The 21,563-nt window shown below is 45.7% G+C and carries 22 protein-coding genes and 1 pseudogene; 4 read left to right on the top strand and 19 right to left on the bottom strand.

Annotation, left to right across the window (positions count from 1 at the left end; translation table 11 throughout):
- Nucleotides 1-90 precede the first annotated feature (90 nt).
- Genes hemY through hemE form a run of 3 tightly spaced genes read right to left on the bottom strand, consistent with a single transcriptional unit; the run spans nucleotide 91 to nucleotide 3,563 of the window.
- Nucleotides 91-1,536 carry a protoporphyrinogen oxidase gene (hemY, locus tag KAI37_RS08510; RefSeq protein ID WP_076292556.1) on the bottom strand — a complete coding sequence of 482 codons (1,446 nt, stop codon included), beginning with the start codon at nucleotides 1,534-1,536 and terminating at the stop codon, nucleotides 91-93.
- Nucleotides 1,537-1,543: 7 nt separating this feature from the next.
- Nucleotides 1,544-2,485: a ferrochelatase gene (gene hemH, locus KAI37_RS08505; protein WP_220031063.1), complete on the bottom strand. Its 942-nt coding sequence runs from the start codon at nucleotides 2,483-2,485 to the stop codon at nucleotides 1,544-1,546.
- A gap of 31 nt (nucleotides 2,486-2,516) precedes the next feature.
- A complete protein-coding gene (gene hemE, locus KAI37_RS08500; RefSeq protein ID WP_061828618.1) occupies nucleotides 2,517-3,563 on the bottom strand; it encodes a uroporphyrinogen decarboxylase in 1,047 nt (348 codons plus the stop codon).
- 233 nt (nucleotides 3,564-3,796) lie between these two features.
- Here hemE and KAI37_RS08495 point away from each other — a divergent pair, with 233 nt between their 5' ends.
- Entirely contained in the window at nucleotides 3,797-5,017 is a 1,221-nt protein-coding gene (locus tag KAI37_RS08495; protein WP_071640232.1) for an MFS transporter, read from the top strand.
- A gap of 107 nt (nucleotides 5,018-5,124) precedes the next feature.
- Here KAI37_RS08495 and KAI37_RS08490 read toward each other — a convergent pair whose 3' ends face one another.
- On the bottom strand, nucleotides 5,125-5,769 hold the full coding sequence (locus tag KAI37_RS08490) for an O-methyltransferase (RefSeq protein ID WP_023987995.1): 645 nt from the start codon (nucleotides 5,767-5,769) through the stop codon (nucleotides 5,125-5,127).
- 157 nt (nucleotides 5,770-5,926) lie between these two features.
- Between KAI37_RS08490 and KAI37_RS08485 the strand changes: the two genes are divergently transcribed.
- Entirely contained in the window at nucleotides 5,927-7,087 is a 1,161-nt protein-coding gene (locus KAI37_RS08485; protein ID WP_023987994.1) for a THUMP domain-containing class I SAM-dependent RNA methyltransferase, read from the top strand.
- Nucleotides 7,088-7,275: 188 nt separating this feature from the next.
- On the top strand, nucleotides 7,276-9,258 hold the full coding sequence (locus KAI37_RS08480; protein WP_220031062.1) for an LTA synthase family protein: 1,983 nt from the start codon (nucleotides 7,276-7,278) through the stop codon (nucleotides 9,256-9,258).
- A 173-nt stretch (nucleotides 9,259-9,431) separates the two neighbouring features.
- Here KAI37_RS08480 and KAI37_RS08475 read toward each other — a convergent pair whose 3' ends face one another.
- The 13 genes from KAI37_RS08475 to KAI37_RS08415 all read right to left on the bottom strand — a co-directional run bounded on the left by KAI37_RS08475 (nucleotide 9,432) and on the right by KAI37_RS08415 (nucleotide 18,235).
- Complete coding sequence (locus KAI37_RS08475) at nucleotides 9,432-9,701, bottom strand: hypothetical protein (RefSeq protein WP_023987992.1); 270 nt, start codon at nucleotides 9,699-9,701, stop codon at nucleotides 9,432-9,434.
- A gap of 94 nt (nucleotides 9,702-9,795) precedes the next feature.
- Nucleotides 9,796-10,017 (bottom strand): YuzB family protein, encoded by a 222-nt coding sequence (locus tag KAI37_RS08470; protein WP_007429791.1) that lies wholly within the window; start codon nucleotides 10,015-10,017, stop codon nucleotides 9,796-9,798.
- Between the two features lie 23 nt (nucleotides 10,018-10,040).
- Complete coding sequence (locus KAI37_RS08465) at nucleotides 10,041-10,343, bottom strand: iron-sulfur cluster assembly accessory protein (protein ID WP_013309686.1); 303 nt, start codon at nucleotides 10,341-10,343, stop codon at nucleotides 10,041-10,043.
- Between the two features lie 261 nt (nucleotides 10,344-10,604).
- Complete coding sequence (locus KAI37_RS08460) at nucleotides 10,605-10,871, bottom strand: hypothetical protein (protein WP_071640230.1); 267 nt, start codon at nucleotides 10,869-10,871, stop codon at nucleotides 10,605-10,607.
- Between the two features lie 135 nt (nucleotides 10,872-11,006).
- Entirely contained in the window at nucleotides 11,007-12,227 is a 1,221-nt protein-coding gene (locus KAI37_RS08455; protein ID WP_104495898.1) for a M14 family metallopeptidase, read from the bottom strand.
- 120 nt (nucleotides 12,228-12,347) lie between these two features.
- Nucleotides 12,348-13,157 (bottom strand): glutamate racemase, encoded by an 810-nt coding sequence (racE, locus tag KAI37_RS08450; protein WP_023987989.1) that lies wholly within the window; start codon nucleotides 13,155-13,157, stop codon nucleotides 12,348-12,350.
- A 207-nt stretch (nucleotides 13,158-13,364) separates the two neighbouring features.
- Entirely contained in the window at nucleotides 13,365-13,688 is a 324-nt protein-coding gene (locus KAI37_RS08445; protein WP_023987988.1) for a YtxH domain-containing protein, read from the bottom strand.
- Between the two features lie 96 nt (nucleotides 13,689-13,784).
- Entirely contained in the window at nucleotides 13,785-14,432 is a 648-nt protein-coding gene (locus KAI37_RS08440) for a helix-turn-helix transcriptional regulator (protein WP_023987987.1), read from the bottom strand.
- A gap of 8 nt (nucleotides 14,433-14,440) precedes the next feature.
- Nucleotides 14,441-14,881: a DUF86 domain-containing protein gene (locus KAI37_RS08435; RefSeq protein WP_071640228.1), complete on the bottom strand. Its 441-nt coding sequence runs from the start codon at nucleotides 14,879-14,881 to the stop codon at nucleotides 14,441-14,443.
- 24 nt (nucleotides 14,882-14,905) lie between these two features.
- Nucleotides 14,906-15,193: a Dabb family protein gene (locus tag KAI37_RS08430; RefSeq protein WP_220031061.1), complete on the bottom strand. Its 288-nt coding sequence runs from the start codon at nucleotides 15,191-15,193 to the stop codon at nucleotides 14,906-14,908.
- Nucleotides 15,194-15,273: 80 nt separating this feature from the next.
- A complete protein-coding gene (locus KAI37_RS08425; protein ID WP_076292550.1) occupies nucleotides 15,274-15,699 on the bottom strand; it encodes a phage holin family protein in 426 nt (141 codons plus the stop codon).
- Between the two features lie 206 nt (nucleotides 15,700-15,905).
- Nucleotides 15,906-17,042: a polysaccharide deacetylase family protein gene (locus KAI37_RS08420; RefSeq protein WP_220031060.1), complete on the bottom strand. Its 1,137-nt coding sequence runs from the start codon at nucleotides 17,040-17,042 to the stop codon at nucleotides 15,906-15,908.
- 599 nt (nucleotides 17,043-17,641) lie between these two features.
- On the bottom strand, nucleotides 17,642-18,235 hold the full coding sequence (locus tag KAI37_RS08415; RefSeq protein WP_220031059.1) for a hypothetical protein: 594 nt from the start codon (nucleotides 18,233-18,235) through the stop codon (nucleotides 17,642-17,644).
- A gap of 502 nt (nucleotides 18,236-18,737) precedes the next feature.
- On the opposite strand from KAI37_RS08415, the gene KAI37_RS08410 reads away from it, so the two are divergent.
- Nucleotides 18,738-19,322 (top strand): helix-turn-helix domain-containing protein, encoded by a 585-nt coding sequence (locus tag KAI37_RS08410; protein WP_007429779.1) that lies wholly within the window; start codon nucleotides 18,738-18,740, stop codon nucleotides 19,320-19,322.
- A 204-nt stretch (nucleotides 19,323-19,526) separates the two neighbouring features.
- On the opposite strand, the gene KAI37_RS08405 is transcribed toward KAI37_RS08410, so the two are convergent.
- Nucleotides 19,527-21,224: a ribulokinase gene (locus tag KAI37_RS08405; RefSeq protein ID WP_220031058.1), complete on the bottom strand. Its 1,698-nt coding sequence runs from the start codon at nucleotides 21,222-21,224 to the stop codon at nucleotides 19,527-19,529.
- A gap of 112 nt (nucleotides 21,225-21,336) precedes the next feature.
- Nucleotides 21,337-21,473 (bottom strand): annotated as a pseudogene (locus KAI37_RS26755) (class II aldolase/adducin family protein); the annotation flags it as partial.
- Between the last annotated feature and the right edge of the window lie 90 nt (nucleotides 21,474-21,563).

Raw genomic sequence — 21,563 nt, 5'->3', positions numbered from 1 at the left:
TGGCGAATTTTACACCTTCTCCATTATATATCAAATTTCAATATAAATAGAACCCCTCGCCTGGATCGCGAAGGGTTCATCATTGAACATTTACACCTGTACCTTGACCGCTTCCTGCTGTGTCGTTTGGACGGCATGGGAGGCCCATTCCTTAGCCTGACGGATGCAATCCGGTAAACCAATCGCATCATAGCCAGCACCCAACACATACACTCCTGGCATGGCAGTGCGTAATTCTTCCCGCAAATCAGCTATAGCCTGCGGATGCCCTACCGGATATTGCGGCATGGAGTTGCGAAGACGTGTAATTTCCGTGAACAGCGGAGTTGCTGTAACTCCCATCATCTCTTTCAAATCCTTACGTACCAGTGCAATCAGCTCATCATCCGGTAACTCTACAGTGTCTTCAGCTCCTGCTCGCCCTACATAACAGCGCAACAGCACCTTATCATCCGGGCTAGTATGTAGCCACTTGGCAGACGTCCATGTACAAGCGGTTACGCTGCGTCCTTCTTTGCGAGGGACCAGAAAACCAGAACCGTCAAAGACATTCTCAATATCTGTTTTATCGAAGGCCATGACCACGTTTGCTACGGAGACGTAATTAACGGCTTCCAGTGCAGCCACATTGACATGATCTCGCAATAGCGGCGCAGCAGCAAAGTTGGGAGTCGTTACAAAAATATCATCTGCCTCCAGCGTCTCTCCATTGTCCAGCATAACGCGATATGGGCTGTCTTCACTATCCGTTGTCTTTGTGAATTCTGTAACAGCAATTCCGGTGCGTAAATCACAGTCATACAAATCATTCAGCAACGCATGCACCAAACTTTGCAAACCTTGACGGAAGGTCAAAAAGGCACTTTTTTTCGTACCCGTATGTGTTTCAGCTGGTTTTCGGCCTGTCATCATCCCGTGAATGAGGCTTCCGTATTGTTGCTCTACCTCAGCAAATTGTGGGAAGGTCGCCTGCAAACTTAGTGTCTTCATGTTGGCAGCATAAATCCCCGCCAGCAGTGGCTCGGTTACATTTTCCAGTACTTCTTTGCCCAGTCGGCGTTCAATAAAATCACCCAACGCCTCATCTCCCGGTACACGGCGAGGCGGAATGACAAAATCCATCATAGCCCGCATTTTCCCGCCTAGAGAGATCAAGCCGCTGCGCAAAAAGGGTTTCAGCTCTGTTGGAATCCCAAGCACCAGCCCAGGAGGCATCGGATGAAGCTGTCCTTCATGCAAAATGTATGTCTTTTTAGCCTCAGGATTTGTGCTCACCAACTCATGATCCAACTCCAGCTCTTTTGCCAGGTCTATCATGGCCGTTTTACGGGCCAGAAAGGAATCTGGCCCCTTTTCAATTACAAAACCATCTTTATGCAGCGTCTCAATTTTCCCGCCCAGCACGGAAGCTTTCTCCACCAGCGTAATTCGAGGTGTATAGCCAGCTTCTTTGTACATTTTTCGTGTATAAAAAGCAGTGCTAAGCCCGGTCAAGCCTCCGCCTACAATTACAATATTACGTAACTTTTGCTCCATTATGTCCTCATCCCTTTTTCCATTGGTCTATGATGACATCACTAAGCGTCTCCATGTACAGTGGATCACTGTTGAGTGAATCAATACGCTGAAAACGCATATCCAATTCCTTCGCCAACGCCTGTGCTTCGATATCCAGATCGTATAACACCTCTAAGTGATCAGAAACAAAGCCAACTGGCGCAGCCAGCACATACTCCACTTGCTCCTCTTTAAGACTGTGCATGGTATCCAAAATGTCTGGCCCCAGCCATGGCTCTGCTGTACGACCGGCGCTTTGCCACGTAAACTGCCAGTTGGTAATTCCCGCCTTGTCCGCAACAGCCTGCGATGTAGCCATTAATTGCTCCACATAAGGATCACCCATAGCCAAAATCCGTTCAGGCAAGCTGTGCGCACTAAATAGAACACGAACCTCATCCCGCTTGGCTCCAGCTTCTTCAAAAAGCGCCAGTTTGGCATTTACACGCTCAGTCAGCGTCTTAATCAGCTTTGGATGAAGATAATAGCTCTCCACAAATGATATGGCCAGATCCAGTTCCTGTGCCTTAGCCTGTGCGCGCTTAATATAAGTGCCTACACTCATAACGGAATAATGCGGAGCCAGCACGACACCCACCGCTGCACGAATGCCATCTTGCACCATGGCTTCCACACCGTCCTCAATAAACGGTTTGGCATGTTTGAGCCCCTGATAACAGACAAATTCAATATCAGGGTTGTGATTTTCCCGATTTAAGGTTTCCTGCAGGTTTTGAACCTGCCGATCCGTATTCTGCCGCAACGGAAACACACCGCCCACAATAGCTTCATAACGATCCTTTAATTCCTTTAACTGCTTCGGCGAGGGAGCATTACCGCGACGAATATGTGTATAATAGGCTTCCACCTGATCCAGACTCTCCGGCGTCCCGTAGGACATGACCAGTACACCCACTTTGGTTTTCATTAGCAGATCACCTCTTAACGTTTCTAATGTATTAATTTTTTGACAAAACCGAGCGGGAATACTCATGTACATAGTTAGTAAGCTCTCTTAGCTTATCTAGCGAGGCCTCAGGAAATAAACCATGACCGAGATTGAAAATGTAACCCGGCTCTAAGATGCCTTCATCTACAATGGTTTTTGCATACTGCTTGATAACATCGATTGGTGCAGTAAGCACATAGGGATCCAGATTTCCCTGTACACCAAAACCGTTCCCCAAGCGACGACGTCCTTCAGGTATACTTACCCGCCAGTCCAGTCCAATCACATCGGCTTTTAACCCATTCAAGTGTGGGAGCAATTCACCAGAACTTACGCCCGGGAAATAAATTTTAGGTACATCCAGATCAGATAGTTCATGGAAAATACGTGTGATAGTCGGCAACACAAAAGTTTGAAAATCATAAGGCGAGAGCGCACCTACCCAACTATCAAACAATTGAAAAGCCTTACCGCCATTAGCGATATGGGCACGCACGTATGTAATAACCATGTCCCCTAGCTTATCCATCAGGCGATGCCACAGTTCAGGCTCTCCATACATCATCGCTTTGGTGCGAATATATCCTTTGGAGGGCCTTCCTTCTATTAAATAGCTTGCAATGGTAAAAGGTGCTCCAGCGAACGTAATCAATGGCACGTTTAGTTCACGGTCCAAAATACGGATCGTTTCCAAAATATGACCCAAATCGCGTTCCACATCAATTGGACGCAACTTATCTACGTCTGCGGCTGACCGGATCGGATTATCAATAACCGGGCCAATATTTTTGACAATATCAAAATCAACCCCTAGCGAGGCTACCGGATTCATAATATCAGAATATAAAATTGCAGCGTCCACCCCAAGCTTGCGCACGGGCATCAAAGTCACTTCTGCGGCCAACTCGGGCTGGCGGCATATTTCAAGCAACGTGTATTTTTCTTTAATTTTGCGATACTCAGGGTCATACCTTCCGGCCTGCCGCATGTACCATACGGGAATATGATCCACAGCTTGCTTGCGGCAAGCGCGGATAAAAGTATCATTGTAGGTCATGACTTCAGCCTCCAGTTCGAATCATAAATACTATATTTTATTATGCCCTTTTTCAAGAGTCGTAACAACCGCAGCTCTCGAACAAACCATGACAAACCCATGACATTTGGATAAAGTTTCAATGAAGTGTGCTATACTAGAGAAATGGCTTTTTTAAAGCTCCGGAGAAGTTATGCTTTGATAAGTAGGATTTACAACAGGATGAGAATGGGCAGAAAGGAAGTGAAAGCACATTGAAAACGTGGGAGACGTGGAAAATCAATCTCATTGTGCTTTGGTTCGGTCAGTTTCTGGTCAATGCGGGTATTACGATGATTACTCCGTTCCTCGCCCTGTATCTGGCTCAGGACCTTCATGTGAAGGGAGAGCACGATATTGGTCTATGGGCCGGAGTTATTTTTGCCGCTAACTTTTTGACTTCATTTATGTTCCAGCCTTTGTGGGGCAAGCTGGCTGACCGATATGGACGTAAAGTCATGCTGCTTCGCTCAGGCTTTGGTATGGCTTTGGTCATCGGATGTATGGGTTTGGTCACCCACCCGTGGCAACTGCTGGCGCTTCGCCTGCTGAACGGTACGATTTCGGGTTTCAATCCGGCATCGATTTCCCTAGTGTCGGGTACCACTCCCAAAGAGCGAACCGGATTCGCTATGGGGATTATGCAATCCGGTCAGATGGCTGGCACGATTCTCGGCCCTCTGCTAGGCGGATTTTTGGCTGACTGGGTCGGATTCAGACCGATCTTCTATATTACAGGCTCTCTAATTTTTATAGCCTCGCTCATCGCAATGTTTCTGGTTAAAGAAAATTTTAGCAAAACGGAAGCCGCACGCATACCGCAAATTTCGGTTCTTGCCGGATTAAAGGAGCTTAGCCATACGCCCCAGCTTCCGGCTTTGTTCACCGTAACGTTTCTGCTCCAGTTTGCCATGATCAGTACGGTATCTCTGCTGCCGTTATATGTGCAAAAACTGTATGGGTCGGCAGAAGGAATTGCGTTGATTGCCGGATTCGTTACGGCTATTACAGGCGTATCCAATATGGTTGCTGCACCGCTCCTTGGAAGATTGAGTGACAAGATAGGGGCGCACAAGATTTTGACCATTGCACTGCTCGGAACGGCGGTTATGCTCATTCCGCAGGCTTTTGTCAATGAAGTATGGCAACTTGTCATTATCCGTTTTTTCATGGGTGTATTTATGGGCGGTCTGCTACCAAGCGTAAATGCTTTGATTCGCACGTATACACCGGAAGGAATGGAAAGCCGTTCTTTCGGCTTCAATACCAGTTCGCTAGCGCTCGGAAATATGCTGGGTGCTGTCATTGGCGGGGTGCTATCCGGGTTTATCGGCATCGAAGGACTGTTTATCATGTCAGGTGTCCTGTTAATCGTCAACATATTCTGGGTACGCATGAAGCTCTTTGATCGTAAGGCTACGCCTGATTTCAGGTAAGATAACCTTCGGGTAAGACAAGCCTGCCTTAACAGATAAGAACCTCTTGTCCACGCCACCGTGGACAAGAGGTTCTTATCTGTATAGCTATATATAGGGAATGAACGCTATTTAACTCGAGCTAGCGCCAATCCATCGTAAGCTGGCAATAGCGTGCTGACCAGCCGCGGATCTGTTGCTATCGTTTCGTTAAACCGTCTCACGGCCTGGACGGCAGGGCCATTCTTATCCGTATTCAGCGTCCGTCCCCGAAGGAAACAGTTGTCTCCCGCAATAATGGCACCCGGATTCGCCAGAGCAATCGCATATTCCAGATACACTGGGTAATTTTCCTTATCTGCATCAATGAAGAAAAAATCGAAAGTTCTTCCCTCTTCCTGAAGTTCCTTCAAGCTATCCGCTGCGGGTCCGATACGGTATTCGACACGGTCACCGTAGCCGTTGTTTTCCATATGTCGATGTGCCAGCGCTGCGTACGCTTCTTTTAGCTCGAGTGACACAATGCGGCCCTTTTCTCCCAGCCCACGGGCCAGACATAATCCACTGTAGCCGCCTAATGCGCCGATTTCCAGTACATGCTGTGCGCCAGATACTTCAATTAGAAAGGTCAACAGTTTTCCGTAAGGATGAGCAACGGATACTTCCGGCATACCTTCTTTAACGATAGCCTCCCTAATACTGCGCAGTGCTTCATCTTCTTGTACCAGCTGGTCTACATATTGTTCAGGCGTCATATTTGGTGTAATTTCCACGGTTCATCTCTCCTTCTTGCTTAATCATAGCGCAGGTTGGACGTGGTGTCCTTCGTAAATTTTTCACCTTAATGATTTGTCTCTTCGAGTACAATGACCTATACTATAGGGATTGAACCAAGCTTACATGATTATGGGGACGGAGTGAATACGTTTAATGACTCAACTGCAACTAATTGCAACTGCGCCAATGGGACTTGAAGCCGTCGTGGCCCGGGAACTCAGAGAACTCGGATACGAAGATCTGACCGTTGAAAATGGCCGCGTCGTTTTTACCGGAGATTATATGGATATATGCCGGTGTAACCTGTGGCTTCGCACATCAGACCGCGTGCTTATAAAAATGGGTGAATTTGCTGCAACTACCTTCGACGAGCTGTTCGAGGGTACCAAAGCATTGCCTTGGCAGGATTGGATTCCTGTAGATGGTGAATTTCCCGTAGAGGGACGTTCGCACAAATCACAGCTTAGTAGCGTACCAGCCAGTCAGGGAATCGTCAAGAAGGCGATTGTAGAGAAGCTCAAGGAAACCTACCACACAGATTGGTTTGCTGAAGATGGCCCTCGTTACGTCATTGAGGTTATTCTATTGAATGATCGTGCGTTGCTGACACTTGATACGACTGGTCCAGGACTGCACAAACGCGGCTACCGCAAGCTCGTTACAGAGGCGCCTCTCAAAGAAACAATGGCTTCTGCTCTTATTCAGCTTAGTCGCTGGAGCCCTGACCGACCATTCTATGACCCATGCTGCGGTTCCGGTACTTTGTTGGTCGAAGCTGCCATGCAAGCCTGGAACATTGCGCCAGGCCTGAGACGTACCTTTAACTCGGAAGACTGGCCTGTCATTGGCAGAGAATTATGGGATCAGGCTCGCGACGAAGCGATGGATTTGACCCGCGATGACATTCCTTTTGAGATTGCAGGTAGCGATATCGATCCAAATGCCATACAAGTTGCTGAGGCAGCTGTAAAAGCAGCAGGCTTTGCTAAAGACATCCCTCTTAAGGTAATGCCTGTAACTAAAGTCAGACTCGAAGGACAATATGGTGTGATGATTACAAACCCACCTTATGGCGAGAGACTGAGCGAGCAATCCGAGGTGGAAAAGCTGATCCGTTCACTCGCACGCACGGCAGCCGAGATGAAGACTTGGTCCTTCTTTGCCATCAGCTCCACCAAGCAATTTGAGCATTATTGGGGCCGTAAAGCAGACAAGCGCCGGAAGTTGTTTAACGGCCGGATCGAATGCCAATACTATCAGTATCTGGGCCCTCTGCCTCCGCGCCGCAAAGATACTTCGCCGTTGCAGCCTTAAATATGATGAAGTTTAGGCCAGGAAACGAACCCTCTGTTCGTTCTTCTGGCCTGATTTGTGCTGTATTTTCTTTACTTAATCATTGAAATGCGTGAGATGAGCGCTATAATAATTAAAGGCATTTCGGTTTTAACATTACGTTAATATGTAGTTTATACTAGCCGAACATTTCTGCCGGAGGGGGTAAAGTGTTGGTTATTCGCACGTCCAGTGCAAATCGCACTGGTAACACGTTCAGCAGAATGCTGCTGTCTCGATATTTTGGATTAGGTCTGTTTTTTGTACTTATGATCGGCAAGCTCGTACTGATTCACTATAACTTGCATGCCCAAAATATTGACATGAATCCGCTGGATTATGTCATCGCTATTGGTTCGCTTTTACTTGTGAGCTTCTGGACCTTATGGCTGCCACGTCGCGGACGTTTGATTGCTCTTGTGGTGCTCGATGTTTTGCTCACTGCGCTCATTTATTCCGACATGGTTTATTATCGGTATTTCCAGGATTTCATTACGATTCCCGTCTTACTTCAAGCAGGACAAGTTGATTCTCTGGGCGGAAGTATCGCATCCCTTATGTACTGGTGGGACCTTTTCTTTTTTGCGGACTGGATTCTATTCATTCCGTATGTCATATTTGTGGCTTCCTTACGGCGTCGGTTTACAACAAATGATACTTATTTAGAAGCATCCCGAAGCTCGTTCACAAGGAGGTTCCTGCTTCGCTTCTCCAAAGGAGCATTGGCCTTCCTGATTGGCTATGTATTAACATTTGGACCGATCAAGTATTATACCTCCACGTGGGCAACTGGCATATTTGTCGGCAACTGGTGGTCAATGGCCTTGTACAACGTAACCGGATTGATCGGATTTCATGGATATGACATCTACCGTTATGGTCAGGATCATCTTGGTCCCCAGCCAACATTGGCTCAAGCGGAATCCGATAAGGATAAGGAATGGTTTAATCAGCACCAAAAGTTGCTTCAGGTTAAAAATGATCTATCAGGCAAGTATAAGGGAAAAAACGTGATGGTCATTCAAGCTGAAGCGTTCATGAACTTTTTTATCGGCAAACAGATCAACGGTCAAGCGATTACGCCTAACTTTGACAAACTGACGAAGGAAAGCATGTATTTCAACAATTATTTTCACCAGACTGCGCAGGGTCGTACTTCGGACGCGGACTTCTCTACACATGCTTCGCTGCATCCACTCCCTACTGGCTCGGTATTTATCCGTTATGCGGACCATAAATTCGATACGTTACCTTCCATTTTGAAGGATACTGGGTATAGTCCCAATGCGTTTCACGTGTATGACAGCAGCTTCTGGAACCGTTACACCATGTATAAAGCAATGAACTATGACAAGTTCTACAGTAAAAAAGATTTTAAAATAGATGAGCCACTGGGTTGGTCACTGGGGGATAAATCCTTTTTCCGTCAAACGCTCAATGATCTCACCACCGAAGTTAAGCAGCCGTTCTACGCCTATATGGTCGGTATCTCCAGCCATCATCCGTACAACCTGTCACCTGACGCGGTAGATTTGGACGTTGGCGAGTTTGAAGGTACCATGTTCGGAGACTATCTGAAATCTGTCCATTATGTAGATGAAGCACTGGGCGAATTGGTAGATCAGATGAAGAAAGACGGACTGTGGGATGATACGATCCTGATGTTTTATGGGGATCATGACAATTCTATTAAAGACAAAGCACTGTATGAGAAGTTTTTAGGCAAGCCACTTACGGATCTGGACATGCAGAAAATCATGAATCAAGTGCCATTGCTTGTGCATCTTCCCGACGGAAGTCAGGCGGGCACGTATACGGAACCAGCAGGTCAGTTGGATCTGACGCCTTCCGTAATGCACCTACTTGGGATTTCTACAAAACCATATCATTTTATGGGAAATGATCTGTTTAGCGGGAAGCCTCGTATGGTTGTGCTGCGTACCGGTGCTTTCACAGATGGACGAGTGTACTACATTCCATCTGAAGACGGTACATTCTCCAAAGGGACCTGTTACAACCTGAATACAGGTCAGCCTACAGATGTAAACGCCTGCGGACCGGGCTATACCGAAGCTCTCAATCGGTTGAACATATCCGATCAGGTTATCACATACGATCTTATTCGCGAATGGGAACCACAAACAAAGAAGTAACTCCTTCTGTATCTAATAGACTTTCTGTAGGAGGTTGCTAACATAGCATCCTCCCCGGACTCCTTGAAGGATGTTGATCGCATAACTGCCCTGTATATAACAAAAAAGCACGATCCATCAGCTTGTAAGTGCTGTGGATCGTGCTTTTTTATATGGATTGTCACTCGACTGCACTAGGAACGCAACGTTTTTTTAGCTTGTTCAAGCCGTTGTACCTCTTCACCAAGCATGTCCTCCGCAACTTCTACTGAGTCGTCACCAAGGCTATCCTTTGCCTGCTGTATGGCATGTTCAGCATGAGTGCGAGATTGCTCCGCCTGTTCAATCAGTTGCTCAGCCGGATGTGACAATGCCTGAGAGACGGCATTGTGTAGCCTGTCCACCGAGTTTTGTGTTTGAGCTTCAACACTGTGATTGTCGAGATTAGAATCATATTGGGCCATGAGTCACTCCTCCTTCTGGGCAGTGGTCTACATCCATTAGCATGGATCAGAAGAAGGGGAACTATTCAAAAATTGTGAATGCTGCGTACTGGAACTATTTGATAAAGCGCGCAGCCTTCTCCAATACTTCATCCTCTGTGGCCGCACTCACATAACGTCCGTTCACATATACAAACGCTCGTTTCCCACAAGGACCGCAATACGATTTGCAGCCGATTTTGATCTCGGCATCTGGTGCCATCTTTTGCAACTTGGGCAAGATCGTTTTCAAGCGGATATGATTGCATTCATCACATACGCGAATATCATTGGCCATCTGTCATTCCTCCGAGCTCCGGCTTAGTGGTCGCCGTGATTACCTTGGGAAGGGTTAGTAATGACAAATCCTTCTTCGGGGAAGTACAAGTAATCAATTTTTACACCATCCAGCAGCGGCTGGCCGTTTTCCAAAATTACGTCAATACCTTTATCTGTAGATACGACAGTATCTGTTTCTTTAGGCGTGTCCAAATCCAGCCCGTAATGAGCATGATCTCCATGAGCATGAGTAATAACAACGCGCAGGCTCTTCCCTTGGTTCTCTTCCTTATCCAGTTCAAGTTTCAATACTTTAGCTGCGTTACGAGTAATTTTGCAGTTCATCAAACTTCATCTCCTTCATATTCATTAAATGAAATGTGGTTCATTGGATACATATCCACACCACACAACCTAGCGGGTAAAATCAACAACTCAAATAATTAGCCTCTATCCCAGAGGGAAGGAGGTACTATGGCAGCATAGCTGCGTCTGAAACATCATCATGAGCCAATAGATCACAATTATATTCAGCATAGCAAAAGGCAATATTCCTATTGTAAAGAAAATCGTGAAAAATCGCAATCACGAAATTCATAAGCTTATCTACCGAACACGTACATGCTGCTTTTCAAGCACATCTGGATATTTTCGTTCGGCACGGGTGACAAACCAATTCATAAGCAATAGCGTCACACCAATATCGTCGATGGGCATAAATGGCATGACATCAGGTAATATCCAATAGAGCAATACAGGCACCGCAAAGAGTAACTTTTCTCCCAGCGGAATCCTTGATGAAGTAATAAATCGGGGCATACGACGAAATACATGTGACCATTGACGGAGAGATAGTAATCTTTTCCACTTCATAGTTGTTCACTCCATTTCGAATGCTCCTAAGTATATATCCCCCATTGAAGGGACATGTAAAGAGGAACACTTATAAAAAACGTGTTCCTCCTAATACGCGCAAATGATTCGATACGTTTCAGTAGGCCGAATTTTTCACCATGACAGCACTGTTGCCATTAACATGCCCACTTCTGCTGCAATATCATCGTAATCACGCATGGGCAGCGGATTTACACCTAGACCGACTTCAACGGTAAACCCTGGTTTACCAAATCGCTGTATAAACCAATCCTTGTACCCTGCATCGCTCCCACCCAGCTTTACCGCCCGGTACCCTGTTGCGGCAGCTAGCCGTAAGGCCCAATCTCGGCTCTCCTTAGGCTCTAGATCCCGATAATTCCAATAGATCTCCTGTCCCTGACTGTGTATGGATAACACCATGTCGAACTGTTCGCGCTCCGTCAGATCAGCAAGCGCTTTGGACTCTGGTTCAGACAAAGGTGCAGGTCCTGCATAGTCTCGTCGAGACGGACCTATTTTACCGCGTCTGCGTACCTCCTCTTCCCAATATGCCGGAAATTGATCGTTGAGGTCGACACCACGAATATTGGCCTTCCAACCGCGATAATCAGCACGTCCTTCATTCCACTTTTTGAGGTCATGATACAACGGATGAGTTGGGAGTACACCTTGTTGCACCAGCTCTACCCCATCCGGGTTGACCATCGGAACCACCCATAGGGAAGTATGCTCCAGCAAATCCTGCGGAGAACCTCCATACACCCATTGAGAGGTCCCTATATGTTCTTCAGTCCCATCGATCCCTTGTGCATATTGCTCTATAAAACGCAGCAAACAAGGCGTCGTCAGCCATTCATTAGCATGAACAGAAGCATTGGCATGAATTTTACGCGTTCCCTGCCCAATACGTACATAAGGAATATCCTTCCCCATGACACTGGTGCCAATGCTGCCAACTTCAATAAACGGATATCTGCGGGCCAAGGCCGCTAGGTCTTCCTTTAAATCTTCATATCCATACTCTCCACGTAATCGTACAATCTGATCCTGATGGTCTTCAGGAATAACAATTGTTTTTCCTTCCGTAAAATCATGCTCCGCAAGTCCTGGATTGGCTAGCCGTAACTCATCAAGCTCCACACCAAACTGCTTGGCAATCTGTCTTGCATACTCACCAGGCTGAATAACGTATTTACGATCCGTAGACGGACGAATATATAACACTTGACCACTAATCAGGTAGGGTTGCGTGGCGGCCCACGGATTATCTACGATCAAAGTATCCACCGATAGTTTAAAAGCCGAGGCGACCCGGTGCAATGTATCTCCTTTTTGAACGATATATTCCCTCATCTTACTACGCCCCTTCCATCTGCCTTATTGCATGTTATGCAGACGCGGCGTGTCTTGATGTAGCGAAAAGCAAAACAACCGACTTCTTTTGTCCAATGACAAAAAAAGTCGGCTGTCTCGTTAATCCAAATTGGTGACTTGCCAGACGACAGGCGTTTGGCGAATTTGCTCCCCGAGCCACTGTGCGGCAATGCGCTGGAACAATTCAGGATCGCCGGAACAAAAGAGCTGATGTACCGGCGTTTCGTCCCCAGCTTCCAACTTGCCTTTGTTATACAAAATAGTACTCGTCTCACGCGCCGTTTCATCTGCCGAGCTAATGAGCTTTACTGCAGGCCCCATGACTTCTTGAATCGTTTCCTTCAAAAAGGGATAATGCGTACAACCAAGAATCAGACAATCAATCGGATACGTTTGAATAGGTCTCAATGTCTCCTCCACAACCTGCGATGTCGTCTTGGAGCGGAATAAGCCTTGTTCCACCAATGGAACAAGCGCAGGACAAGCATGGCTCACCACGTCTACATAAGGAGACAATTGCTTGAGCGCAGCTGTATACGCTCCGCTTCGAATCGTACCGACAGTCCCAATCACCCCGACATGCCCGGTAGCAGTCGCACTAATCGCAGCACGAGCCCCAGGGTGAATGACTCCGATCACCGGAATGGATACCTTTTGGCTTATATAGTCCAATGCCGCGGCAGTAGCCGTGTTACAAGCAATAATAATGACTTTCGGATCAAATTGAATCAGAAAATCAACCATTTGCTCTGTAAATTTTTTAACCTCTTCCGATGGTCGGGGGCCATACGGAGTGCGCGCAGTGTCTCCAAAATAAATGATTTTTTCCCGTGGAAGCTGACGCATGACTTCTTTTACAACCGTCAAACCTCCTACACCGGAATCCAAAATTGCAATCGCTTGCTGCACGTACACACCGCTTCCTTTTTGTTCAAATATGAGTTGTTTCATCTCGGAAAGCTATCCGTTGCTACATACCTTATGTCGTATTAATGTAAAAGGTACCCCAAAAGATTACCCTAAAACGAGGAAGTGATCAATAAAAAGGCTCCACCCCAACGGGAGAAGCCACGAATTCAAACTGTATTCAGTGTTTCACCTACGTTTTACAGACCGTTACAGAGCATCTTTTTCCGTATCTTCTTGAACCGTCGCTGATGAAATACTAACCTCAGGAATAATTTCACCCTTTTTACGCCATTGCCCGATTTCATGAATGACGGCTGAGGCTGTCTCCTTAATTTTGTCAGTATACTCAATTGAGGTGTCTGAAATTTTCCCCGCTAGCTCCTGTCCCTTATCACTTACGTTGCGCGCCTGATCTGTAATATTCTGACGCAGCTCGCGACCTGACTTAGGGGCAAATAACAAAGCAGCAACCGAACCAACAATGCTGCCTGCCAACGCGCCTCGGATAAAACTTTTGCAGTTCTCCTTCATCATCATCTCTCCCTTGTGCCCGGGCGAATGCCCATCTGTTAGTGCATTATAAGCATGGAGAGCTTGTCATGATACAGAAAACAAGCCTGAAAAGTTTTACTTTTTTTTAGAGCGGATACGATACAGGCAGCAACGGCCCCCATCCGCCAAGCAATCCTCACGAACAACCTCGGCATCAAGCAGCTCCTCAAACATTTGCTGCTCGCATTCACAAGCCTTGCGATAACGGCCTGCAATTTGAGAGATAGGACAATTGTATTCCACAATAGAGTAGCTACCGTCCTCTTCCTCTCGCCACTCTGCCATATATCCGGAAGCATTTTGAATGCCCGAAAGCTTTTCCACACGTGAAGCCAGTGTAGTCTCCCCCTCCATATGAGGGGCGTAGCGCTTCATCATTTTACGTTTTCTACCATCAAACAGCGAGTAAACAGCTTCCATTCCCTGCTCTTCGTCCAGCTCCTCTAACAGTTCCAGTAACAGATGATCATAATTACGAGGAAACTGCTCGCTTCCCTGCTCGCTCAGGCTGTATAAAAACGTCGGGCGTCCCATCGCCTGTCTCACGATCGTAGCCACGATCAGACCATCCTGCTCCATCAATTTGAGATGCCTGCGCACTCCCATTTCGGTAATGCCCAATTGAGCTGCCAAGCTTCCGACGCCCACAGGTCCCTGGGTTTTCAATAATGTCATGATCATGCGCCTAGTGGGCATTTCGGGTACGATATACTTATCCGTCACTTTTGCCTTTACACTCCCTCGGGCTGGGGACCCAATTCCTTATTTAAATAATCATGCACGTTAGATGCAAAAAGCTCCAGCAACCCAGGCAGCTTTAGTGTAAGCGGGTGAAGGCTTGTCCGGTCCCAATGGAAGTACTCCTGTACTAGGGGTTTACGTAAGCCTACCAGCTCTACTAGCGAATGAAATACGGTATCATCCAGTACACCTTCCTCATGAATGATACCGATAATATCCTCATAGCTACTAGCGTCACGCATAATAAATCCGTCGATGATATAGCTTCCTACGTCCGTTACCGTCTCAATTGCCAGATGAAGGCAGCGCTCCTGCACTAGCCCCTGCAACAGATCGCCGTTCCAGACAGCAGAAGTCTGGCGAAGTCCGGCGACAATGTCGGGAACAGCCCCTAGTCGAAGCTCAATTTGTTCCCGGTTGACATAATACAAGGTCCTGCACCTCCAGTAATCGCTTTAGATTTCATAATCAACTGCGATAGATACATCCTTCACTTCATTCATGTGTACAATAATTTCCTGGTGCACAGGGTGTACCTGATACGTTTGCAAATCCTCCAGTGTTTCGACAACAGCGGTAAGGGAAATATCATAAGAACGTTCCGAACGAATCACATCCGTACCTACTTCGAGTGACAGCAGCTCTTTGATTTTGCCGTTCATGCTGCGCAAGATGGATGCTGTTTGCTCAATGCTTTCGGGGGAGCGGTCTTTCAATTTGAACAAAACAATATGTTTAATCATGCGTATAGGCTCCTTATCTTAAAATGTTCTCTTGAAAATTTTATCATAACGCCCCACATACGGAAAGAAACTTTGTAATTCTAGTGATCTTTTCCGCCATTTTTACCATCAGACTCCTTGTCCTTTAATAGGGCAAAAAAATTCTTGAGCTTCGGTGGGAGCGGCAGACCCATTCGTGAACAGTTTTCCGTAATAGAGATTAATTCATTGGATAAATAAAAATACGTCGCTGCCCCTTTCATGATTTCGGTACCCATCAGGAGATCCACGTGATGCGCCAAAGAAATCACCATTAGCATTAAAGCCTTTCTCGCCAGCCCCCAAAAGCCGGCTTTACTGCTTAAACCTTGCCCAGTCTTAATTGCTGCGGCGACTCCAGTCACATAATCAACAGCCATTGCAACCGTGAATAGCACCATTAGCTGATTCCAGCCGCCAAAGGCAAACGTAATAAGGGCTCCTGCGGTAGCACAAATCATACTAAACATACTCGGATTAATATTCATACCTCTCCTCCTCTCGGGGCGGTTACTGTAATATATGCAGCGACGTGGTAACCCGTAAAGTCATATGACCTGTGCATAGACATGAATTCATAGATTCATATAAAGCATGCTGCAAACTTCACAATTTCGAGCGAATACAACAAAAAGACACCTTTTCAACCACTATACAATGGTTGAAAAGGTGTCTTTTCTTTCATGCTATTCAATTAACGATGATCATTCCAAAAATTAAGCGGAGTCAGGTTATCATTCAACGGCTCGAACGAATATCCTTCTTTCTGCAAAGCGGCCATGATTTGTGGAAGAACCTTGATCGTAGATGGCTTATCATGCATAAGAACGACTGGTGTTCTGCCTTGCTTTTTCAATCTTCTAATATCACTTAGGACAGTCTGTACAAAATGCTCTGGATTTTTAGTATAACGCCAATCATTGGAATCAATGTTCCAGTCCCAAATATGATAGCCTGCACCCGTCAGTTGATCGCGGTATGCTTTCTTCAAATATGGTTTGCTGCCATAAGGTGTACGAATCAAAGAAGTGCGTTTCCCTGTGGCCTGAAATAAAATCTCGTTATCCTGATTCATCTCTGCGAGTGCTGCTGCCGGGGATGCATAGATTTTCTTCACCTGATGCGTCATCCCATGCAGGCCCAAACCATGACCCGCCTCTACCATTCTTTTCATCACTGAGCTATGTTGACGAATCTCAGGTCCCAGCATGAAGAAAGTAGCCTTCGCATTATATTTATCCAAAATATCCAACAGTTGCGAAGTGTGCGCCGTTGGGCCATCATCGAAGCTCAAATAAATCGTACGGCTGGATGATGAGGCGGTCCCCTTGTTGCCTGTATTGCTGGCTTTGCCCGGTTTGACAGCTGCATACTGTTTAATTTCTGTTGCGAATGCATTCAAAAACTGAGCATCAGACAAACTAGCATTTGCGTTCTGAATTCGATATAGATTACTTGTTGGAAGCGTAATAGTGAAGCCGAACGCATCTGTCAAAGTGCGGATAGGCACCATCGTACGTCCTCCACGTTCGAACACATCCTCCTGGTTCAAATTCAGCGTAAAGCTGCGATTATGCCCAGTCAGCACCAATGTATTTCCGTTGGCAGAAGTAGAAATGCCCATCTTTTGCCCTAATGTAACGACAGGTACATACAACTTATTATTTTCCATTACGGGCTGAATCGTATTTGAATCTAGCAACACATCATTGACCCCCAGCAAAGGAGCCTTCGCTTGTGCACTCGCCGTATTCGTATGTATACCTAGCAAACCCAAACAACAGATTGCCATCAAGCATACAGCCATCCATTTTGCATTTAAAAGCTTCATTCATTACACCATCCTGTGCTGTATTTTATAATGTGCGGGAGCTATCTCTAGCTTGTCTATGAAGTTATACAGACATGACGATATGGACATGGCAATATAGACATTCACTCAACATATAGAACATAAACGTATATGAACCGACTGAACCGGACGTCTTTTCGTTCCCCCTATATATATTAATAGATTAACAGACTATAGTAGGTAAATATAGTAAAACAATTTGAAAACAATCTCGCAACCCCCCTGCCAGAGAAGGTTACAAAGTTGTGAATAAATCGACTGTGTTTAGAAGGATAAAAATGAAATGGATTGTATGCCTTCTCCTATGAAGAAGCTATATCCCCCAAATGTCATAGTTATGTTACTAGATTTATAGAATTATACGGAGACGCAAAAAAAAAGCACCTGAAATCACCATAAGGAATTTCAAGTGCTTTATAATTTAGTTTTAAGTTACTCGTATAGTCGTCCTTTGCAGCTTTGATAATGACATAATATACACACGTTGAAAACTGATTATTACTAAAACAAGCTAGAATAGTCTCATTTGTGTTTTAATAAAGCCGCTTCTCGAAAAACGAAATTTTTCATTTTTCTTATTATTTGGCTTCAGGAAAATTATCCTTGATTGGTGGGGTAGAGTCCCAACTTATCAATTTAATACGGTATTTATTAAGTAATTCATTTGAATTGGAAAATTGAGTGTTAATAGTCCTTCCATCATTTTCAAAAACCCTTCCATCTTTTTTAATGATAATGCCTTCTTGTTCAATAAATATAGAGTCAGCAACGGTTTGCTGATACTCGTCGGTACTTTCCAAATCCCCCATATAGTACTCTGCAATCCCTGGATAATAGGATATTTCCATTCTGCTATTGACTTCTAGCAACGGTAGTAGTCTATTTCCGCCGGCTAATACTTCCCTCCACTTACGATATTTTCCGCGACCTTCATTTGAACCAATACCATCATATTCACATATTAACGTATCTTGAATAACCTTTCGTTGCCCGTTAATTTCATATTCCAAACGAAATGGAAATTTCCCATATGTGATTTCAGGGTGTGAAGGATTAGGTTCTAATTGATTCCCTATGAATATTAGAAGCCAAGGTAAAGCAATGAACGCTATGATTGCAAATGCCAACAACAACGGAATGCTTAGTAATAACAATGTTTTTTTCACTTTCATTTATACCTCTTCTCCTGCAAAGCATTTATTACGGAGTCCATTTTATGGTTTCTGACCATTTGCCAAGCCTTATATGCTTTAGAGTGCCACCACTTAATTTTATACTGCGTAGGTAAGTAAACCGTTTTTCCAGTGCCTACTTCACCCAAAGTCTTGTTCAAAATTCCGTCCTTTAACTACATAATTTAATGCGGTTGCGGTATAGTCCTTAACACTTAAACCATATTTACCTAGTGAAGGTACTGCAGGACTAACTGTAATGACATTTTTATTAGTCTCTGTAATCCTACAATCGCAAGAGAAGAACATATTACCTCCATTTCCATTAATAATGTCACGTTTTAATATATCGACACCTTAAAATTCCATTTTTATAGGCCAAATGGACCTTATTTTCCATAAACCGGTTAAGCCCATGGGATTAAAAGAAAATCAGGAGAGGAGTCACTTGCAAACCCCCCTTCGGGTATAGTAGTATGTGGTTAAAAAAATCGGAGGGTATATGCCTAAACAACAAGATAAACATTCCATTCAGGCGTGGTCTCTGATCAATCGCAAATATTTGGGAAAAGGCGTGCGTGTCAAACGTTTTCGTAAACCAACACGCTGTCAAGTGCGCAATCGCGTTTTGCTTGCCGTTTTGATGGCTAATGACATTAAACTGTCCCAACTTGCCGAGGAGCTTTCCATTTCCTCCCGTAGTGTCAGTGCGTGGGTATATGAAGGTCGCATTCCCGGCAACACTAATCTGGAAAAGACGTGTAATACACTTGGTTATCCGCACCATATTCTATTTAATGAAGAGGTTGTCCGGCGTTCACCACTCATCTGTCAACCAGCGCCGTCCCGTTTTATGAAACGGACTGTGACTCGTTCTCCGGTTAAAAATCGGATCTTGGCGGGTCTATGCATGGTACATGATATTTCGGTGACCGATGTGAGTCATTGGATTGGCGTTCACCCCGGTACATTTCGGAAATGGTTGCATCAGGGTACCGTTCCTTCGCAAACCTTCCAGGATCAGGCGGAACAGTTTTTCCGTATTCCAAAATCCATTTTGTTTGCTGATGCCATGCTGAAAAAGTAAAATGTCCGTAAAAGAGAAATGCTTGTGATTTTCATGAAAGTCTTTGAAAGGAACGCATTACCATCTTTCATCCACTGAGACTTTCACATCATGTAATTCACAGAATATAAAATGCAAAAAAGCACAGTCTGCCGATTCCTCGGCGTACTGTGCTTTTTAGATAACAGAGCTTTAAATACTGCTTGCTTATATTTTGTCAGTTTCTTAAGAATGAATGCTTGCCGTTTCAGTTGAACGTTTGGCTTCTTCCTTGATGGACTTTAGCTTTTTCATCATCGGATTGCCTCCACGTCCAAAGTAGTCGTGAAGACGGCTGTATTCATCGTACAGCTTATCATACACGGCCGCGTTCTCAGGGATCGGCTTGAAGCTCTCGTCCCGTACACGTGCCATATGACGCGCTGCTACGACAATATCGTCGTACCCTCCAGTTTCAGCTCCCGCAGCCACTGCTGCGAACATAGCAGCGCCCAACGCAGGAGTTTGGGTGGAAGCAGCAACCTTAATTTCCCGTCCGGTTACGTCGGCATAAATTTGCATCAGCAGTTGATTTTTCTGCGGCAAACCACCGCACGCATACAATACGTGTACTGGCACGCCGTTATGATGGAACGCATCGACAATTTTACGTGTTCCGAACGCAGTTGCTTCCAGCAATGTACGGTACACTTCCTCTGGCTTCGTCAGCAACGTATATCCGACAATCAGCCCCGTCAGGTTGGTGTCGACCAACAGAGAACGATTACCGTTCCACCAATCCAGGGCCAGCAATCCGGTTTCGCCCGGTTTATATTCAGCCGCTTTACGCTCCAGCCATACATGGACGTTCATACCTTCCGCAGCTGCCTGCTCCTTCACTTCGCCCGAAACAGCATGATCCACAAACCATGCGAAAATGTCTCCTACCGCCGATTGTCCAGCCTCATACCCGTAATAGCCCGGAATAATTCCGTTCTCTACAACGCCACACATACCCTCTACTTCTTTTTCTTCCTCACCGAGGAGCATATGGCAAATGGAAGTTCCCATCGCCATCACTAGCTTGCCTGGTGTGACGACGCCTACTGCCGGAACAGCCGCATGTGCATCCACATTGCCTACCGCTACTGCCGTTCCCGGATTCAGTCCGAGTTTTGCGGCCATATCCTCTGTTAATCCACCCGCACGGGCACCCAATTCATAAATCTCACCGCGCAGCTTCGTATCCGTCAAATTTTCTAGACGCGGATCGAGCGCTCTGAAAAATTCACGATCCGGATAACCATCGCGATGATGGTAAATAGACTTGTAGCCAGCTGTACACTGATTACGCTTCAGTTCCCCGCTGAGCTGGGAAATTACCCAGTCAGTCGCTTCTACAAAGCGGTCTGTTTGATTATAAATGTCCGGTGCCTCGTTCAGAATCTGCCAAATTTTTGCGATCATCCATTCGGAAGAAATTTTCCCTCCATAGCGGGGCTGAAACGCCTCTCCGCGCTGCGAGGCAATGTTATTTAAACGGTCCGCTTCATCCTGTGCTGCATGATGCTTCCACAGCTTCACCCAACTATGCGGGTTATCTTTTAGGTTCTCGTCAAAGCACAACGGTTGTCCCTGTGCGTCAATCGGCAGCATCGTACATGCTGTGAAATCAATTCCAATTCCGATGATATCGTCTGGAGAAATCCCAGTCTCCTTCATAACAGCAGGTACGGAAGTAGTAAGCACTTCAATGTAATCAGCCGGATGTTCCAGCGCCCAATCCATATCCAATTTGCGTCCGCTACCAGGCAATACTTCATCAATAACTCCATGACGGTAAAGTGTAACATGTGTAGCAATTTCAGTTCCGTCAGACAGGTCAACAATAACCGCACGGCCGGACTCCGTTCCATAATCGACACCAATAGTATACTTGCTCATTTGTGTGCCTCCTCCTTTATCGTTGACCATCATAAGCGTTCGCCCCATGCTTGCGCAGAAAATGCTTATCCAGCAGCGCCTGATCCATTGAGGTGAATTCTGTATTCAGAACGAAAGAACGGTACAATGCCAGATGTGTAGGCGTATCTGACGAAGGCCGAAGGTCATCTTCGACAATATCGCCTTGTAGATTCATTACAACCAGTTGCTCCGCTCAGTTCTTCATAGGCCGCGCCTTGGAAGAGCCAAATTGGCCTCCCATACTTCCTTTTTCAATTGTTCTACTATGTATAAGGCACACCTTTTACTATCATTTCTGAAATCTGCAATGGAGGAGGT

This window comes from Paenibacillus sp. S25 (assembly GCF_019454085.1).
In the GTDB taxonomy this organism is placed as follows: Bacteria; Bacillota; Bacilli; order Paenibacillales; family Paenibacillaceae; genus Paenibacillus; species Paenibacillus polymyxa_B.
The sequence above is the reverse complement of the archived record's forward strand: the minus strand, read 5'-3'. Positions and strand labels throughout refer to the sequence as shown.

Excerpts from the sequence above, each read along its gene's own strand:
- hemE (WP_061828618.1), bottom strand. The coding sequence starts at position 3,563 with ATGACCTACAATGATACTTTTATCCGCGCTTGCCGCAAGCAAGCTGTG.
- KAI37_RS08415 (WP_220031059.1), bottom strand. The coding sequence starts at position 18,235 with ATGAAAGTGAAAAAAACATTGTTATTACTAAGCATTCCGTTGTTGTTG.
- KAI37_RS08405 (WP_220031058.1), bottom strand. The coding sequence starts at position 21,224 with ATGAGCAAGTATACTATTGGTGTCGATTATGGAACGGAGTCCGGCCGT.
- KAI37_RS08430 (WP_220031061.1), bottom strand. The coding sequence starts at position 15,193 with ATGATTAAACATATTGTTTTGTTCAAATTGAAAGACCGCTCCCCCGAA.
- KAI37_RS08425 (WP_076292550.1), bottom strand. The coding sequence starts at position 15,699 with ATGAATATTAATCCGAGTATGTTTAGTATGATTTGTGCTACCGCAGGA.
- KAI37_RS08485 (WP_023987994.1), top strand. The coding sequence starts at position 5,927 with ATGACTCAACTGCAACTAATTGCAACTGCGCCAATGGGACTTGAAGCC.
- KAI37_RS08465 (WP_013309686.1), bottom strand. The coding sequence starts at position 10,343 with ATGAACTGCAAAATTACTCGTAACGCAGCTAAAGTATTGAAACTTGAA.
- KAI37_RS08470 (WP_007429791.1), bottom strand. The coding sequence starts at position 10,017 with ATGGCCAATGATATTCGCGTATGTGATGAATGCAATCATATCCGCTTG.
- hemY (WP_076292556.1), bottom strand. The coding sequence starts at position 1,536 with ATGGAGCAAAAGTTACGTAATATTGTAATTGTAGGCGGAGGCTTGACC.
- KAI37_RS08475 (WP_023987992.1), bottom strand. The coding sequence starts at position 9,701 with ATGGCCCAATATGATTCTAATCTCGACAATCACAGTGTTGAAGCTCAA.
- KAI37_RS08455 (WP_104495898.1), bottom strand. The coding sequence starts at position 12,227 with ATGAGGGAATATATCGTTCAAAAAGGAGATACATTGCACCGGGTCGCC.
- hemH (WP_220031063.1), bottom strand. The coding sequence starts at position 2,485 with ATGAAAACCAAAGTGGGTGTACTGGTCATGTCCTACGGGACGCCGGAG.
- KAI37_RS08420 (WP_220031060.1), bottom strand. The coding sequence starts at position 17,042 with ATGAAGCTTTTAAATGCAAAATGGATGGCTGTATGCTTGATGGCAATC.
- KAI37_RS08460 (WP_071640230.1), bottom strand. The coding sequence starts at position 10,871 with ATGAAGTGGAAAAGATTACTATCTCTCCGTCAATGGTCACATGTATTT.
- KAI37_RS08445 (WP_023987988.1), bottom strand. The coding sequence starts at position 13,688 with ATGAAGGAGAACTGCAAAAGTTTTATCCGAGGCGCGTTGGCAGGCAGC.
- KAI37_RS08410 (WP_007429779.1), top strand. The coding sequence starts at position 18,738 with ATGCCTAAACAACAAGATAAACATTCCATTCAGGCGTGGTCTCTGATC.